We start from the raw sequence: 16659 nt of genomic DNA, 5'->3' as shown, positions 1-16659 counted from the left end.
CAGTTGATCGACACTGATCGACATCCGGTGACCCGCCGGTAACTTACCGCCCCACCCGCTCACCCCCGCGGAGGTAACCCGTGCCCCGACGTCTCGCCACCCTGTTCGCCTCGGGCGCGCTCGCGCTGCTCGCCACCCTCGCCGTCGCCTCCCCCGCCGCCGCCGTCACCCCCCAACAGCGGCTGTCCGTGCTCTCCAGCTGGACCCAGACCAGCGCGTCCAGCTACAACTCCTGGAACAACGCCCGGATCAACCGGGCACCCTGGGCCGAGTACGCCTTCGACTGGTCCACCGACTACTGCTCGTCCAGCCCGGACAATCCCCTCGGGTTCACCTTCAACCTGGGCTGCTACCGGCACGACTTCGGCTACCGCAACTACAAGTCCGTCGGCCAATTCTCCGCCAACAAGTCCCGCCTGGACAGCGCCTTCTACGAGGACCTCAAGCGGGTCTGCGCCACCTACAACACGGTCGTCCGTCCGGCCTGCTACAGCCTCGCCTGGACGTACTACCAGGCCGTCAGCATCTTCGGCTCGGTGGCAGCCGTCCAGCAGGCCGACATCGACCGCGCCGCCCGAATGAAGGCCAACGCCGAACGCCAAGCAGCCCTCAACAACTAACCCCACCCCACCCCCACCCCACCCCACCCCACCCCACCCCATCGCGTTGATCAAGAGGTTTGCGTCACCGGAGCCTCTCCGGATGACGCAAACCTCTTGATCAACAAGGCTGGAGGCGGGGGGTGGGGTGGGTGGGGTGGGGTGGGTGGGTGGGTGGGGTTAGGCGCGTTCGGTGCGGGTGGCGGGGTGGCGGTCTGACTCCGGGCGGCGTTGCACCGGCTGGGACAGCCCGGTGCTGAACCGGGTGGAGTCCGCTGCCAGGTCCGGGTGTTCCACGTCGAGCGCGAGCGTTGCCGCCTCGTCCAACCCCAACTCGGCGCCCTCGCCGTACGCGTCGTCGAAGGCCGCGTCGCCCAGCGCCTCCCGCAGCTTCGCCTGCTCGTCGGCCCAGTAGCCGCCGTAGATGCCCGGAGTGGCTCGCATGCTGGCCCGGGTGGCCTGTGCAGCCCCGAAGAGCCGGGCGGCGGTCAGCCGGTCCCCGCCGGCCGCGCAGCGCACGGCGATCGCGTTCAGCGTGTCGCACGCCCGGCCGTGATAGCCGTGCCCCATCCGGGAACGCAGCGCCACCAGCAGGTGCTCGTGTGCGGCGATCACGTCGCCCCGCGCCAGCGCGACCATGCCGAGCAGCATGTCGACCGAGCGTCGGCCCCGCTCCCCAGGGCGTGCCGCCTCCACCGGACGGACCGCACCCAACAGGTCCGCCGCCTCCTCCAGCGCGCCCCGCCGCCAGAGCAGCTCGGCAAGGCTGAACACCGCGAACAGCGCCTCGCCGACCACGTCCTGCCCGTGCGCCCAGTCGATGACCTCCCGGCACACCCGCTCGGCCTCGGCGAACTGTCCCATGTCGATCAGCGGCGCGGCCCGCCCGGCGAGCACCCGGGCCAGCAGCCCGGCGTCACCAGCCTGCCGCGCGGCGGCCTCGGCCCGCTGGGAGAAGCGCAGCTCCTCGGCGAACTCGCCGTCCGCGCCGGCGTGCAGCGAATGCATGTGGTACGCCGCCGCGAGCTCCGCCTCCGGGATCCGCTCGCCCGTTTCGGCGATGCGGCCGTACAAACGGAACAGCCAGAGCCGACCCTCCCGGGCCAGCCCTCGCTCGCGCCACCACTGGTCCAGGCCACCGGCCAGGCCGAGGCCGGCGCGGGCGCTGCCACCGGTGGCGCACCAGCGCAGCGCGGCCCGCAGCTCACCGGCCAGGGGGTCGAGGGCGTACAGCGACAGCGTCACCGGCCCGCCGTCCGGGCCCAGGTGAGCCCGTTCCAGCGCGTGCGCCGACCAGGCCACGTGCCGGTCCCGGGCGGCCTGCTCCTCGCCCGCCTCGGCCAGCCGCCGCGCGGCGTACGCCCGGATCGGGTCGAGCATCCGGTAGGTGCTGCCGGCGGCACGCGGCTCGGCCAGCACCATCGACTTGTCCACCAGCACCGAGAGCGGGTCCAGCGGGTCGTCCCCGAGCAGCCACTCCACCGTCGCCAGGTCCACCGGCCCGGCGAAGACGGCCAGCCAGCGCAGCAGCCGAGCGGCCCTGGGCCCCAACGTCCGGTACGACCAGGTGACGGTGGCCTGCATGGTCAGGTGCCGTTCGGTGGCGGAGCGCTGCACAGCCCTGCTCGCCGGAGTGGGCGGTGACATTCCGACGGCCGCCGCCACCAGGTCCACGGTGTCCTGCTGGTTGCCCGACCAGCCCCGCTCCACCGGCGGTGGGTCCGGGTCCTCCCGGCCGGCGTCCAGTGTGCCCAGCACGTCGTCGAGCCGCTCGGCGAGCTGACCGACGGAGAGCACCCGCAGCCGCGCTGCGGCAAGCTCGATGGCCAGTGGCAGCCCGTCCAGCCGCTGCACCACCCGGCGCAGGTCGGCCGACTCGGCCGGGTCCGGAGGCCGGCCGCCGCGCGCCGCCGCCGTACGGTCCAGCAACAGCGCCACGGCGTCGCTCTCCGCGCCGTCCGCGCTCGGGTCGACCGAGAGCGGCGGGATCCGCCACACCACCTCACCGGGCAGGCTGAACGACTCTCGGCTGGTGGCCAGCACCCGCACGCCTTCCCCACCGGAGAGCAACCGCGAGATGACCTCGGCGCAGGCTGCCGGCTGCGTGTCGCAGGTGTCCAGCACGACCAGCATCCGGCGGGCGGCCGCGTACTCGACGAGGGTGTCCAGCATCGGTCGGCCCGGCTCGGGTCGCAGCCCGAGCACCGCGGCGATGGCGAACGCCACCAACCCCGGGTCGGTCACCGCGGCGATGTCGACGAACCAGACCCCGTCGGGGTACGCCTCGACCACCCCGCTGGCCAGCTCCACCGCGAGCCGGGTCTTGCCCGCGCCACCGGCGCCCAGCACGGTGACCAGACGGTGGCCCTCCACCAGCCGGCCCAGCTCGGCCCGCTCGGCCTGCCGGCCCACGAAGGAGGTGACCTGGGTGGGCAGGTTGTGTGCCACCGCGTCGGCGGTGCGGGGCCGGGGGAACTGCCGCTCCAGACCGGGCGCGACGAGTTGGAACAGTCGTTCCCGGTCGTCGAAGCCGCGCAGTCGGTGCAGGCCCAGGTCGAGCAGGGTGGCCCCGGGTGGCAGCGGATCGGCGCGGCGCGCCGTGGACGCCGAACACAACACCTGCCCGCCGTGCGCGGCAGCGGCCACCCGGGCCGCCCGGTGCACCTCGGGGCTGGCGTACTCGCCGTCGCGCGGCTCGGCGTAGCCGGTGTGCAGGCCCATCCGGACCCGGGGCGCGGCCTCCGCGGTGGGCCAGTCGTGGTTGGCCAGAGCCCTCTGGGCGGTCAGGCAGGCGGTCAACGCCGCCGCCGCGTCGTCGAAGGCCAGGAAGAACGAGTCGCCCTCGGTCAGCAGCTCCGCGCCACCGGTGCTGGCCAGCGTCCGGCGCAGCAGTCGTCGGTGTTCGGCGAGCACCGGGCGGTAGTCCGGGCCGAGCAACTGGGCCAGCCGGGTCGAGCCCTCGATGTCGGTGAACACGAAGGTCACCCAACCGCTCGGGAGCTGGATCCGTGGCGACATGCGTGGAACCTCCGCCCGTGACGTCGGGTTCATGCTGCCTGAGTCCGAGCGGTCACACATCGTGAGAACGGCCGGGCAGGTGCCGCCTCAAGGTGCCACTCGCACCCGGTCCCGGCAAGGGTGGCCCGCCATCCGGCCGCGAATCCGCCGGATCAGCAGCCGCAGGCGCCGCCGCAGCAGCCGCCACCGGCGGGAGCCGCGGTGCCGCCACCCGGGCCGCCCGCGCCCCGACCGGTCACCGCGACCGCGGACAGCAGCTTGACGGTGTCGGCGTGTCCCTGCGGGCAGACGGCCGGCGCGCCGGCCGCCGCCATCGGGCGGTTGACCTCGAAAGTGTCGCCGCAGGCGCGGCAGCGGAACTCGTACCTGGGCATGGCACCCAGGGTACGTGGACCTGACGCTCGGCGGGACATGGGTAATACTCGACGGGTGGTGGACGGCGAGGACCAGACGCGTGTACGACCGCTACGACCGGCAGCGCCGCTGGACGGCCCACTCGACGGGTCGGGGGCCGCGCCCGATCCGGCGCCACGAGCTGTGCCGCGCCCCCGCCGCCCCTGGCTGAGCGGCCGCGCCACAGACGCTCCGACCCGATCGGCCGACGCCACCGCCGCACCGCCGGCCACCTCCGCCGGGTCCGGCCCGGCCGCCGCCGGTTCCAAGGCGGACACCCCGACCGGCGACACGGAGGCCGACGCTCCGACCGCCGACCTGAAGGCCGACACCCCCGCGGTCGACGCGAAGACCGACGCCCCCACCCCCGACAAGGCCGAAACCCCTACGGCCGACACGACGGTCGACGCCCCCACCGCCGACCCGGCGACGACCACTGTGGACGCCACCGCCACCGCCACCGCCACCGCAACCGCCACCGCACCCGCCACCGCAACCGCGTCGGTCTCCTCCCCCGGCAGGCGACGGCGGATGCCGTTCGCGCACGCGGTCCGTCTGCCACCGCCGCGCCAGGCGGTGACGAGCGCGGCCCGGGCGACGCGCTCCTGGGCACGCCGCCCCAGCGGCCGACTCACCCTGCCCGGTGTTTTCCTGCTCGCCCTGGTGGCCGCGACCGCCGCGGCGGGCGCGCTGGTCGTCCCGGCCACCATCCGCGCCCCCAGGCCGGTTGCGGCCGACGCCTCCGCCGCCCCGGACCCGAACGTTCCGCCGCTCACGCCCTCCGGGGCGCCGCTGCCCAGCGGCGCGGTCCCTACCGGCCCGCTGCCCACGGGGCCGTTCCCGACCGGCGCGCTGCCGACCGGGCCGGCCGTCGGGCCGGTCACCGGTGGACGACCCTCGGACGCCCTGGCCGGCTGGGCACAGCAGGTTGGTGCCAAGGTCGGCGTCCCGCCGGCGGCCATGCAGGCGTACGGCTACGCCGAGCTGGTCCTCGCCCAGACCAACCGCAGTTGCGCGCTGAGCTGGACCACGCTGGCCGCGATCGGGCAGGTCGAGTCCGGGCACGGCGCGGCCAACGGCGCGCGGCTGGGGCAGGACGGCAAGGCGTTGCCGCAGATCATCGGTCTGCCCCTGGACGGGCAGGACGGCCGAATGCGGATCATCGACACCGACCGCGGGCTGCTCGACAGGGACAACACCTTCGACCGGGCGATCGGGCCGATGCAGTTCATCCCGACGACCTGGCAGGAGATCGGCGCGGACGCGGACAACGACGGCGCCAAGGACCCGCACGACCTCGATGACGCCGCCCTGGCAGCGGGGAACTACCTGTGCAAGGGCGGCCGCAACCTCAGCATCCCGGGCGACTGGTGGAACGCGATCCTGTCGTACAACGACGTGCGCCGGTACGCCCAGGACGTCTTCGATACCGCAAACCGGTACGGACGGGCCAGCCGCACGTGAAGTGATCGTTCACATACATTGGAGAACTGGACACTTCCCCCGGGCAGCGGTTAGCGGCAAGCTAGACGGGTGATGGTGCGCGAGTGGGACCCCAGGACCGCGTCGTCCGCCGAGATCGCGTCGCTGCTGGACACGCTGAACGCGGTCCTGGCGGTCGATCTGCCGCAGGACCCGCCGTGGCGCGAGGACTCCCTGCGGGAATACCTCGCCGAGGTGATGCCCGGCGAACGGCGGATCTCCTGGGTCGCCCAGGCCGAGCCGACCGGTCCCGGTGAGCCGGGCGCGGTCCTCGGGCAGGTCCACGTGCTGCTCCTCGGTGACATCGGCGTGCTGGAGGTGCTGGTGCACCCGTCGGTGCGGCGCAGCGGCCTCGGCCGTGACCTGGTGCTGCGTGCCGCCCGCCGGGTCTACCAGGAGGGCTTCCAGTCGATCGGCGTCGAGGTGGTCGGTGACACGCCGGCGGTGGCCTTCTACGAGTCGATGGGCTTCACCCGGGAGTACGTGGAGACGCGCAGCGTGCTCGACCTCTCCACGGTCGACTGGGCCGAGCTGGCCGGGATGGCCACCGGCATCGGAGCGGGCTACCACCTGGAGTTCTTCCCCGGCGGGCCGCCGGACGACCTGATCGAGGCGTACGCGCGGGCCAAGGCCGAGGTGCGCGACGTCGACGACGGTGAGCTGCGCCCCAGCTCGTACGACCCGCAGCGGCTGCGGGACAGCCTCGACACCCTGCACCGGCGAGGCATGAAGCCGTACATCGTGCTGGCCCGGCACGAGCAGAGCGGTGAGGTGGCCGGCCTGACCGAGGTGGTGGTGCCGGCACAGCACCCGACCCGCGCCGACCAGTACGACACGATCGTGGCGCAGGACCACCGCGGCTACGGCATTGATCGGGCGATCAAGGCCCGGATGCTGCTGGAGCTGCGCTCCGCGGAGGCGGAGTTGGCCGAGGTGCAGACCTGGAACGCGCAGGCCAACGAGGCGATGCTCAAGGTCAACGCGGAGTTGGGCTACCGGCCCGACCGCGACTGGTGCGAATACAGCGTCGACGTCGCCGAGCTGGTGCACCGCCTCGACCCGCCACGCTGAGGAATTCACGAAACTGTCCAATGGGGGATGGACGGTGGACAGCCGCGCACCTTAACGTGCGTTGACTCCCATCCACCCATCGTGGAGGCCCCATGCGCCCGCGCCGCACACTAGCCGCGCTCGCGACCGCCACCGCCGCCGTGACCATCACGGCGGTCGGCGTCGCACCCACCGCGGCAAGCGCCGCGCCCACCGACCTGTTCATCTCGGAGTACGTCGAGGGCTCGTCGAACAACAAGGCGATCGAGTTGTTCAACGGCACCGGCGCCGCTGTCGACCTCACCGGCGGCGGCTACCAGCTCCAGCTCTTCTTCAACGGCTCCGCCACGGCCACCACCATCGCCCTGGCCGGGACGGTGGCGGCCGGCGACGCGTTCGTGTTCGCCAGCGCCTCGGCGGGCCCCGCGATCCTCGCCCAGGCCGACCAGACCACCGGGGCGAGCCTGTTCAACGGCGACGACGCGATCGTGCTGCGCCGGGGCACCACCGTGCTCGACTCGATCGGCCAGGTGGGCGTGGACCCGGGCACCGAGTGGGGCGCGGGCGTCACCAGTACCGCGGACAACACCCTGCGCCGGCTGCCCACGGTCACCTCCGGCGACACCGACCCGTCGGACGCGTTCGACCCGGCGACGCAGTGGGCCGGCTTCCCGGTCGACACCTTCGACGGGCTCGGCACGCACACCGTGGACGGCGGCGGGCCGGTCGACACGCCGGCCACCCTGAACTGCGGCGGCCCGCTGGTCACCGCGGCGGGCACGGCGGCTACCCGCGATGTGACCGCCACCGATCCCGACGACACGATCGTCGACCTGGCGGTGACCGCGGTCAGCCCGACCCCGGCCACCGGCTCGATCACCCGCTCCGCGCTCACCCCCGCCGACGGGGTGGGCGGCACCGCCCGCGCCACCGTCGGCGCGAGCGCCGACCTCGCCGCCGGGGCGTACACCGTCACGGTGACCGCGACCGACGCGGGCGGCGGCACCGCCAGCTGTGCTCTGACCGTGCAGGTGACCAGGGAGCTGACCGTCGGCGAGGTGCAGGGCACGACCACCGACGCCGAGTCCGGCCCGGCCGACCGGTCGCCGCTCGCACCGGCGAGCGGCAACGGCACCAGCAGCACGCTGTACGACGTACGCGGCGTGATCACCCAGCTGACCCTGGCCCGCACCTCGGCGGGGGCGGAGCAGCACGGGTTCTTCCTCCAGAGCCGCACCGGCGACACCGACGGCGACCCGACCAGCTCCGACGGCATCTTCGTGTTCATGGGCACGTTCACCTCGCTGATCGGCGGTTACGTGCCGACGGTCGGCGACGAGGTGGTGCTCCGGGCCCGCGTGTCGGAGTACTTCACCTTCACCCAGCTCTCCGGCGCCTCGCTGGTCCGCCGCATCACCACGGGGCTCGACGTGGACAGCGCGGTGGCGGTCACCGACGCGGTGCCGCCCGTCGAGCTGACCGAGGCGCAGCGCTTCTGGGAGCGGCACGAGGGCGCCCGGCTTCGGGTGCGGGCGGGCAGCGGCGCGGTCAGCGGCCGGGACGTGTTCGCCTCCACCGCCGACGCGGAGCTGTGGGTGATCGACCGGGACGACCCGCTGCTGGACCGGGCCGACCCGTACGCCCGGCGCGTGTTCCGGGACTCCCACCCGCTGGACAACGACCCGACCCGCCGCTTCGACGACGGCAACGGGCAGCGGGTGCTGCTCGGCAGCATGGGCGTGAAGGGCACCACCGGGGACAGCACCGCCCTGCTGCCGCCGGCGCACACGTTCGACACGCTGCGCGCCGACGCGGTGGGGGGCGTCTACTACTCCTTCGAGAAGTACGGCGTCCAGGTCGAGCGGGCCGAGTTCGACGGCGGGGCCGACCCGTCGAAGAACAACCCGCCGAAGCCGGCCGACCGGTCGCAGGAGGTGGCGGTGGCCACCTACAACGTGGAAAACCTGTACGACTACCGGGACGACCCGTTCGACGGCTGCGACTTCGCCGGCAACGCCGGCTGCACCGGGGTCAGCCCGCCGTTCGACTACGTGCCGGCCAGCGAGGCGGACTACCGCGAGCACCTGACGTCGCTCGCCGACCAGATCGCCAGGGACCTGCACGCGCCGGACCTGATCCTGGTGCAGGAGGCCGAGGACCAGGACATCTGCACCGTCTCGGGTGCGGCGCTGGCCTGCGGCGACACGAACGACGCCGACGGCGCGCCGGACAGCATCCAGGAGCTGGCGCTCGCCGTGGCGGCGGCCGGCGGGCCGGCCTACGCGGCCGCGTACGACCGGACCGGTGCGGACGCCCGCGGTATCACCGCGGCGTTCCTCTACCGCACCGACCGGCTCTCGCTGGCGGCCGCGACGGCAACCGACCCGCTGCTCGGCTCGGCGCCGACCGTCCAGTACCGCGCGCCGGGTCTGCCGGCCAACGCCGACGTGCAGAACCCGAAGGCCCTCAACGCGGTGCTGCCGGGCGACGTGGACACCTCGACCGGCAAGGACGGCAACAACGTCTTCACCCGCGCTCCCCAGCTCGGCAAGTTCAGCGTGGCCGCCGCACCCGGCTCGTCCGAGCGGTTCACCCTGTACGCGCTCAGCAACCACTACTCCTCCGGCCCGGACGGTCGGATCGGGCAGCGTCGGGAGCAGGCGACGTACGGCGCGGCGATCGTCACCGCGATCGAGGCGGCCGACTCGAACGCCCGGGTGGTCTACGGCGGGGACCTGAACGTCTTCCCCCGCCCCGACGACCCGATCGCGACCGGCAGCCAGCCCACCCCCTCGGACCAGCTCGCCCCGCTCTACGAGGCGGGCCTGCACAACCTGTGGGACAACCTGGTCGCGGACGTACCGTCCGCCGCCTACTCCTACAGCTTCGAGGGGCAGGCGCAGACGCTCGACCACCTGTTCGTCAACGATGCGCTCTACGGAGACCTGGTGCAGGTGCGGGCGGCGCACATCAACGCCGACTGGCCGGCCGAGTTCACCGGCGACGGGTCGCGCGGTTCCAGCGACCACGACCCGCAGGTGGCCCGGTTCCGGTCCCGCGCATCGCTGACCGTCGCCGACACGACGGTGGTCGAGGGCAGCCAGGGCACCACCCGGCAGCTCACCTTCACCGCCACCGTCTCCCGGCCGCTGTCCCAGCCGGTGCTGCTCTGCGCCGCCACGGTCGGCGGCACGGCCCAGGCCGGCTCGGACTTCGACCCGTACGTCGGCTGCCGGACGTTGGCCGCCGGGCAGACCTCGCTGACGTTCCCGGTGACCGTGCGCGGTGACCGGAAGCGCGAGGCGGACGAGAAGCTGACCCTGCTGGTGGCGGGCGTGCCCGGTCTGCGGCTGGCCGATCCGCTGGCCGTCGGCACCATCACCAACGACGACTGATCCGTCAGGCGCCGTGTCAGCGGCCCGTCGTCCAGGTTCCGGCGGACGGCGGGCCGCTCCTCGTGCGGCCGAGCCAGCACGGGCTCAGTAGTGCTCGTGGACTATTGGCGGGGGTGGCACGTTGCGGTGTTGCGCCACCCGTACCTCCCACTGGCTGCGTCGGCGTCGCGCCTCGCGATCCGCCGAACTGCGGTGGTAGGTCTCCGGAGGCCGGGCCAGCCCGTAGATGTCCCCCCACCACTCCCCCTGCTCCGGGTCGAGGATGGTGTCCAGGTGCGAGGGATAACGGCGACCCGCGCCGTCATGGACGTCCTCCCGGTCAGCCATCGGCTGGATGACCCGGCCCTCCTGGTCCACCACGACCAGGTAGAGCCCGGCCGCGGCGAGTAGGCGCTCCAGCACGGCCAGGCTGGGCGACAGGCTGCCCGCTTCAACCCGACCCACTGTCGAGGGCGCGACCTTGGCGAAGCGGGCCATCTGATGCTGGCTCAACCGGACGATGCGACGTGCCCGGCGAACCAGACCGGCGATGGGAAACCGACCGAGGGTGGGACCGGGGGAAGGAGGAGGATCCAGCGCTGACGCCATCCGATCACCATCCCCGTGGTGGCGCCCCGGCTCAATCCCTGTGGATAAACCTGTGGGTAAGCCGTCGGCGAGGAGCCAGTCCCCGGGGGCGAGGGCATAGTTGGGCGTCCTTTGCTCTGCTTCAACCAGCGCAACACTTTTCGGGTCTGACTGTTGCGCCTGTTGAAGCAGAGCAAAGGGGGCGCGACGGGGTACCGGGCCTGCCGGGGTTAGGCCGGCCGCACACGGCCAACCGCCACTGGCGAATCCGACCGTGAAGCCCAGCCCTTACGGGCCGGGCCGCTCAGTAGCGCTGGCGCAGCAGTCCGGCGGCCTCGACCGCCCAGTAGGTGAGGATGATCTGCGCGCCCGCCCGCTTGATCGAGGTGAGCGTCTCCAGCATCACCCGCTCCCGGTCGATCCAGCCGTTCGCGGCGGCCGCCTCGACCATCGCGTACTCGCCGGAGACCTGGTAGGCGGCGACGGGGACGTCCACCGCGGCCCGCACCGCCGACACCACGTCGAGGTAGGGCAGCGCCGGCTTGACCATCACCATGTCGGCGCCCTCGGCGACGTCCAGCTCCACCTCGCGCAGCGACTCGCGCAGGTTGGCCGGGTCCTGCTGGTAGGCACGCCGGTCGCCCTCCAGCGCCGACTCCACCGCGTCCCGGAACGGGCCGAAGAAGGCCGAGGCGTACTTCACGGCGTACGCGAGCACGGCCACGTCCTGGTGCCCGGCGGCGTCGAGCGCCCGGCGGACCACGCCGACCTGGCCGTCCATCATCCCGGACGGCCCGACCACGTGGACCCCGGCGGCGGCCTGGGCCACCGCCATCTCGGCGTACGCCTCCAGCGTCGCGTCGTTGTCCACCTCGCCGCCGGGGGTGAGCAGACCGCAGTGCCCGTGCGAGGTGAACTCGTCCAGGCACAGGTCGCTCATCACCACCGTGGCGTCGCCCACCTCGGCCACCACGTCGCGGATGGCGACGTTCAGGATGCCGTCCGGGTCGATGCCGCCGGACCCGGTCGGGTCCCGCTGCTCCGGCACGCCGAAGAGCATGATCCCGCCGACGCCGGCCTGGACAGCCTCGACCGCCGCCTTGCGCAGCGAGTCCCGGGAGTGCTGGAGCACCCCCGGGAGCGACGCGATGGCCCGGGGCTCGGTCAGCCCTTCACGGATGAACATCGGCACGACCAGCTCGGCCGGGTCGACCCTGGTCTCGGACACCAGCCGGCGCACCGCCGGGGTGCGGCGCAGCCGGCGGGGCCGGATCTCGGGGTACGGCATGGCGAGTCCTCCTCGGACGACTACCGGAAGCGGAGGGCGGTCGGCCCCTGCACCTTCGACCCGCGGCGTTGCTTCGCCGGCATGGCGGCGAGCTTCTCGCGCAGCTCGACGGCGTAGGCGGCGAGCGCCTCCACCAGGTCGGGCACCGAGGCGTGCGGTGGCTGGACGTCGACCCGCAGGCCGAACTCCGTCGCGGTCTCCGCCGTCTTGGGCCCAATCACGGCAACAACGGTCCGGGCGTGCGGCTTCCCGGCGATGCCGACGAGGTTCCGCACAGTGGAAGATGACGTGAAGAGCACCGCGTCGAACCCGCCCGACTTGATCGCGTCGCGGATCTCGGCCGGCGGCGGCGCGGCCCGCACCGTCCGGTACGCGGTCACGTCGTCGACCTCCCAGCCGCGCTCGGTGAGCCCGGCGGCGAGCGTCTCGGTGGCGATGTCGGCGCGCGGCAGCAGCACCCGGCCCACCGGGTCGAGGATCTCGTCGTGCGGCGAGAACTCGGCGAGCAGGCCCTCGGAGGACTGCTCCCCGGCGGGGATCAGCTCCGGCTGGATGCCGAACGCGCGGACCGCGTCGGCCGTCGCCTCACCGATGCAGGCGATCTTGACGCCGCCGAAGTGCCGGGCGTCCAGCCCGTGCTCGGCGAACTTCTCCCAGACCGCGCGGACGGCGTTCACCGAGGTGAAGATCACCCAGGCGTACCGGCCGTCGACCAGGCCCTTGACGGCCCGCTCCATCTGCGCCGGGGTGCGCGGCGGCTCGACCGCGATGGTCGGCACCTCGCACGGGATCGCGCCGTACGCGCGCAGCCGGGCGCTCATCGCGCCGGCCTGCTCCTTGGTGCGCGGGACCAGCACCTTCCAGCCGTACAGCGGGCGGTTCTCCCACCAGCTCAGCTTGTCGCGCTGGCCCACCCCGGCGCCGACGGTGAGCACCACCCGGCCGGTGAAGCCGAGCGCGGCGGCCACGAAGCTGTCCACGGTCGACGTGGTCGTGTACTGGGTCTCGCCGGTGCCGTCGCCGGTCACCCCGACACCGGTGGTGCCGTCGATCCCAGCGGCCAGCAGGCCGTCCCGGACGGCGGCGAGGTCACCGGCGTCGACCGCGAGCGCGAGCGAGCCCCGGCCGACCGCAGCGGCCAGCGCCTCGAAGTCCAGCACGCTGACGTCCTCGACGTCGGCGGCGGTACGCACACCCGGCAGCGGGACACCCGCGTACGTGGCGACACCCTCGGCCTGGCCGACGCCGGGGACCACCTCGAAGTGGGCGGCGGTACGGGCCACCGCCTGCACCTCCTTGACCACCGAGTCGTGGCCGAACGGGTCGCCGGCGACCAGGTGCACCGCGTTCAACCCGGATCGGGCCGCGGAGATCAGCACCTTCGCCACGTCCCCCGGCGCGCCTTCGGCCGGGGTGAACTCGGCGTCGTCCCTGGCCTCGGCGCGGACGACGGCGAGCAACGACTCCGGGACTCCCCGGTCGTAGATCACCTGGTCGGCGTCGACCAGGGCGTCGTGCGCCCGACGGGTCAGCAGGCCGGGGTCGCCGGGGCCAGCCCCGACGAACGCGATACGGCCGACGGGCTTACGGGTGCGGGTCATTCTGTGCTCCCAAATTGCTGGGTCCCCGAGCCGGTGTGTCCTTCGTGGCCGAGGATCGAGTCGGCGCCGAGGTCGAGGAGTTCGGCGGCGAGTGCCTTACCGATCTCCGCCGCGTCGGCGGGCGTTCCGGTGCGGGACAGTCGGAGGTCACGAGTGCCGTCCGGGCTGATCACCGCCCCGCGCAGGTAGATCTCATCGCCGTCGTCACCTTCGGCGAGTTCCGCATAGGCGGCGACGGGTGCGCTGCACCCGGCCTCCAGGGTCGCCAGCAACGCGCGCTCCGCGGTGACAGCGGCGTGCGACGGTGCGTGGTCGAGCACCGCGAGCAGCTCGACCAGGTCCTGGTCGTCGACCCGGCACTCCACGGCCAACGCGCCCTGAGCGGGCGCGGGCAGCATCAGCATCGGGTCCAGCGTCTCGGTGATCACGTCGGCCCGACCGATCCGGGCCAACCCGGCCCGGGCCAGTACGACGGCGTCGAGGTCGGCATCGGGGCCGAGCACCCGCCCCAGGCGGGTGTCCACGTTGCCGCGGATCGGGGTGACCTCCAGCTGCAGGCCCAGTGCGTGCAACTGGGCGATGCGGCGCAGCGCGCCGGTGCCCACGGTGGCACCCGGCGGCAGCTCGGCGAGCGTCCGGCCGTCCCGGGCGATCAGCGCGTCGCGCGGGTCCTGCCGGGCCGGCACCGCCGCGATCTGCAGCCCGACGGCGGACGCGGTGGGCAGATCCTTGTAGGAGTGCACGGCGAAGTCGATGGTCCGGGCGGCCAGCGCGTCACGCAGCGCGGAGACGAACACCCCGACGCCGAGCCGGTGCACCGGCGCGCTGGAGCGGTCGCCGGCGGTGACCACCTCGACCAACTCCACCTGGCGGCCGGTCGCGGCGGTCAACGCCTCGGCGACCTGGGTGGACTGGGCCATCGCCAGGGTGCTGCCCCGGGTGCCGAGGCGCAGTGGGGCGGTCATCGCGCACCTCCGGTGGGCGGGTTCGGGTCGGTGGTGTCGGCGCCGAGCGTCTGCTCGACGCCGGTGAACGCGGCGCCCAGGTCGGGGGCCACCACCTCGGGGACGGTGTCCACCGGCGAGGTCTGCGGCACCTGGAGGTCGAACAGCTCGCGCAGCAGGGCGGCGTACTGGTCGCCGCCGGGCTCCGCGGCCAGTTGGCGAACCTTGACGGTGGGCTGGTGCAGCAGCCGCTGCACCACCCGGTGCACGGTGCGGGCCACCTCGGCGCGCAGGTCGTCGCCCAGGTCGGGGCGACGCTGGGCGAGCCGGCGCAGCTCGGCGGTGACCACGTCGTCGGCCCGGCCGCGCAGTGCGGCCACGGTGGGTGCCACGTCGGCGCCGCGCAGCCAGGTGAGGAAGCTCTCCACCTCGCCGAGCACGATCCGCTCGACGGCGGCGGCGTCCGCGGCGGCCGGACCGTCGGCGAGCAGCGTCGCCATGCGGTCGATGTCGATCACCTCGACGCCGGGCAGCTCGGCGACGCCCTCCTCGACGTCGCGCGGGACGGCCAGGTCGAGCAGGACCAGGGGGCCACGGGCCCGGTCGCGCCCGGCGAGCGCGGCGCCGACCACCGCTCGGGTGAGGACCGGTTCGGTGGACGCGGTGGCGGCCACTACGATGTCCACTGTGGAGAGCGTGTCGGCCAGCTCGCTCATCGGCGCGGCGTTCGCCCCGTACGACTCGGCCAGCCGGACGGCCCGGTCGGCGCCCCGGTTGCTGACGGTGAGCGGCCCCGCGCCCAGCCGGGACAACGTGGCCACCCCGAGCGAGCCCATCGCGCCGGCCCCGACCACCAGGGCCGGGCGGCCGACGAGGTCACCGTCGAGGTGCCCCGCGGCCAGCTCCAGCGCGGCCGTGACGACGCTCTGGCCGGCCCGGTCGATGCCGGTCTCGGCGTGCGCCCGCTTGCCGACCCGCAGTGCCTGCTGCATCAGCTCGTGCAGCAGACGGCCGGCCGAGTCGGCGCCGGTGGCCCAGTGGTACGCGTCCCGCAGCTGGCCGAGGATCTGCGCCTCGCCGACCACCATCGAGTCCAGCCCGCTGGCGACCCGGAAGACGTGGTCCACGGCGGCGGCGTCGTAGTGCACGTAGAGGTGGCTGGCGAGCGCCGCCGGCGCGCAACCGGCCTGCTCGGCCAGGACGGCGCAGATGTCGCCGAGCCCGCCGTGGAAACCGGACACGGCGGCGTAGACCTCCACCCGGTTACAGGTGGAGACGAGCACGGCCTCGGTCACGTACGGCTGCGCGACCAGGCGGTCCAGGGTGCGGGTGAGGTCGGCGGGGGGCACGGCCAGCTGCTCCAGCGTGGCGACCGGGGCGGTCCGGTAGGACGCGCCGACGACAAGCAGTTTCACGTGCCGATCGCCTCCTGGGTGTCGGTGGCCGCGAGCCCGCCGGGCAGGGCGGTGAGGGCGGAGCCGCCGGTGGCGGGCAGCGCGGTCAGCGACGCCTTGCGGTGCTCATGGAAGGACAGAATCTGCAGCTCGATGGCGAGGTCGACCTTGCGCACGTCGACCCCCTCCGGAACCGAGAGTACGCACGGCGCGAAGTTGAGGATGCTCGTCACGCCGACCGCGACCAGCTGGTCGGCGACCCGCTGGGCCGCGGCGGCCGGGGTGGCGATCACGCCGATCGAGATGGACTCGGCCGCGGCGATCGCCGGAAGCTCGTCGACATGGCGTACAACCAGGCCGTTGATCTCTTCGCCCACCCGGGAGGGATCGGCGTCGAGCAGTGCGGCGATCCGGAAGCCCCGGCCGGCGAACCCGTCGTAGCCGGCCAGAGCGTGACCGAGATTACCCACCCCGACCAGGGCGACCGCCCGGTGCTGGGTGAGCCCGAGCACATACTCGATCTGCTCGATCAGCAACGCGACGTCGTAGCCGACGCCCCGGGTGCCGTACGAGCCGAGGTGCGAGAGGTCCTTGCGGAGCTTGGCGGAGTTGACCCCGGCGGCGGCGGAGAGGCCCTCGCTGGAGACCGTCTCGTGCCCGGCGTCGGCGAGGTTGTGCAGCGCGCGCAGGTACTCCGGAAGACGAGCGACGGTCGCCTCGGGCAGGTCCGGGAGCGCCGGTACGGCACCGGCGCGGCCGGACGCGCCTGGGTGACGATGCTGACTCATGAGACTCCGTGCGGTGCGATCCTCGGCCAACTCCGCTGGTGGGCCGCTTATGGACTCCCGCTGGCGACCGAGATTGCCGGCTGTGCTAGCAGGGCGCGTCGGAACTAGAGAGTAGGCGCTTGTGAAGACGTGCACAAATC

12 protein-coding genes are annotated in these 16659 nt (G+C 73.4%); 4 read left to right on the top strand and 8 right to left on the bottom strand.

From position 1 onward, the window contains the following. Positions 1-80: 80 nt before the first annotated feature. Entirely contained in the window at positions 81-620 is a 540-nt protein-coding gene (locus tag ACTWLT_RS01930; RefSeq protein WP_445316883.1) for a phospholipase, read from the top strand. A gap of 159 nt (positions 621-779) precedes the next feature. On the opposite strand, the gene ACTWLT_RS01925 is transcribed toward ACTWLT_RS01930, so the two are convergent. After that, on the bottom strand, positions 780-3617 hold the full coding sequence (locus ACTWLT_RS01925) for an ATP-binding protein (protein WP_445316882.1): 2838 nt from the start codon (positions 3615-3617) through the stop codon (positions 780-782). A gap of 152 nt (positions 3618-3769) precedes the next feature. Beyond that, positions 3770-3991 carry an FmdB family zinc ribbon protein gene (locus tag ACTWLT_RS01920; protein WP_445316881.1) on the bottom strand — a complete coding sequence of 74 codons (222 nt, stop codon included), beginning with the start codon at positions 3989-3991 and terminating at the stop codon, positions 3770-3772. Between the two features lie 55 nt (positions 3992-4046). Here ACTWLT_RS01920 and ACTWLT_RS01915 point away from each other — a divergent pair, with 55 nt between their 5' ends. The 3 genes from ACTWLT_RS01915 to ACTWLT_RS01905 all read left to right on the top strand — a co-directional run bounded on the left by ACTWLT_RS01915 (position 4047) and on the right by ACTWLT_RS01905 (position 9937). Further along, a complete protein-coding gene (locus ACTWLT_RS01915) occupies positions 4047-5474 on the top strand; it encodes a lytic transglycosylase domain-containing protein (protein ID WP_445317043.1) in 1428 nt (475 codons plus the stop codon). Between the two features lie 72 nt (positions 5475-5546). Beyond that, the gene (locus tag ACTWLT_RS01910) at positions 5547-6563 is read left to right on the top strand and encodes a GNAT family N-acetyltransferase (RefSeq protein ID WP_445317042.1); all 1017 of its coding nucleotides are present in this window, start codon (positions 5547-5549) and stop codon (positions 6561-6563) included. Positions 6564-6655: 92 nt separating this feature from the next. After that, positions 6656-9937 carry a lamin tail domain-containing protein gene (locus ACTWLT_RS01905; RefSeq protein ID WP_445316880.1) on the top strand — a complete coding sequence of 1094 codons (3282 nt, stop codon included), beginning with the start codon at positions 6656-6658 and terminating at the stop codon, positions 9935-9937. An 84-nt stretch (positions 9938-10021) separates the two neighbouring features. On the opposite strand, the gene ACTWLT_RS01900 is transcribed toward ACTWLT_RS01905, so the two are convergent. The 6 genes from ACTWLT_RS01900 to ACTWLT_RS01875 form a co-directional block, all read right to left on the bottom strand. After that, positions 10022-10525, bottom strand: coding sequence for a helix-turn-helix domain-containing protein (locus tag ACTWLT_RS01900; protein WP_445316879.1), 504 nt, complete (start codon positions 10523-10525; stop codon positions 10022-10024). Between the two features lie 283 nt (positions 10526-10808). Next, entirely contained in the window at positions 10809-11792 is a 984-nt protein-coding gene (hemB, locus tag ACTWLT_RS01895; protein ID WP_445316878.1) for a porphobilinogen synthase, read from the bottom strand. Between the two features lie 20 nt (positions 11793-11812). After that, positions 11813-13393, bottom strand: a complete 1581-nt coding sequence (locus ACTWLT_RS01890; RefSeq protein ID WP_252419400.1) for a bifunctional uroporphyrinogen-III C-methyltransferase/uroporphyrinogen-III synthase — start codon at positions 13391-13393, stop codon at positions 11813-11815. Then, complete coding sequence (hemC, locus tag ACTWLT_RS01885; protein WP_445316877.1) at positions 13390-14358, bottom strand: hydroxymethylbilane synthase; 969 nt, start codon at positions 14356-14358, stop codon at positions 13390-13392. The genes ACTWLT_RS01890 and hemC overlap by 4 nt, the downstream gene beginning before the upstream one ends. Then, a complete protein-coding gene (locus ACTWLT_RS01880; RefSeq protein ID WP_445316876.1) occupies positions 14355-15752 on the bottom strand; it encodes a glutamyl-tRNA reductase in 1398 nt (465 codons plus the stop codon). Before ACTWLT_RS01880 ends, hemC begins: the two co-directional genes overlap by 4 nt. Beyond that, on the bottom strand, positions 15749-16519 hold the full coding sequence (locus ACTWLT_RS01875) for a redox-sensing transcriptional repressor Rex (protein WP_252419403.1): 771 nt from the start codon (positions 16517-16519) through the stop codon (positions 15749-15751). Before ACTWLT_RS01875 ends, ACTWLT_RS01880 begins: the two co-directional genes overlap by 4 nt. Positions 16520-16659 lie beyond the last annotated feature (140 nt).

It is taken from the genome of Micromonospora yongxingensis (assembly GCF_052601155.1).
The sequence above is the reverse complement of the archived record's forward strand: the minus strand, read 5'-3'. Positions and strand labels throughout refer to the sequence as shown.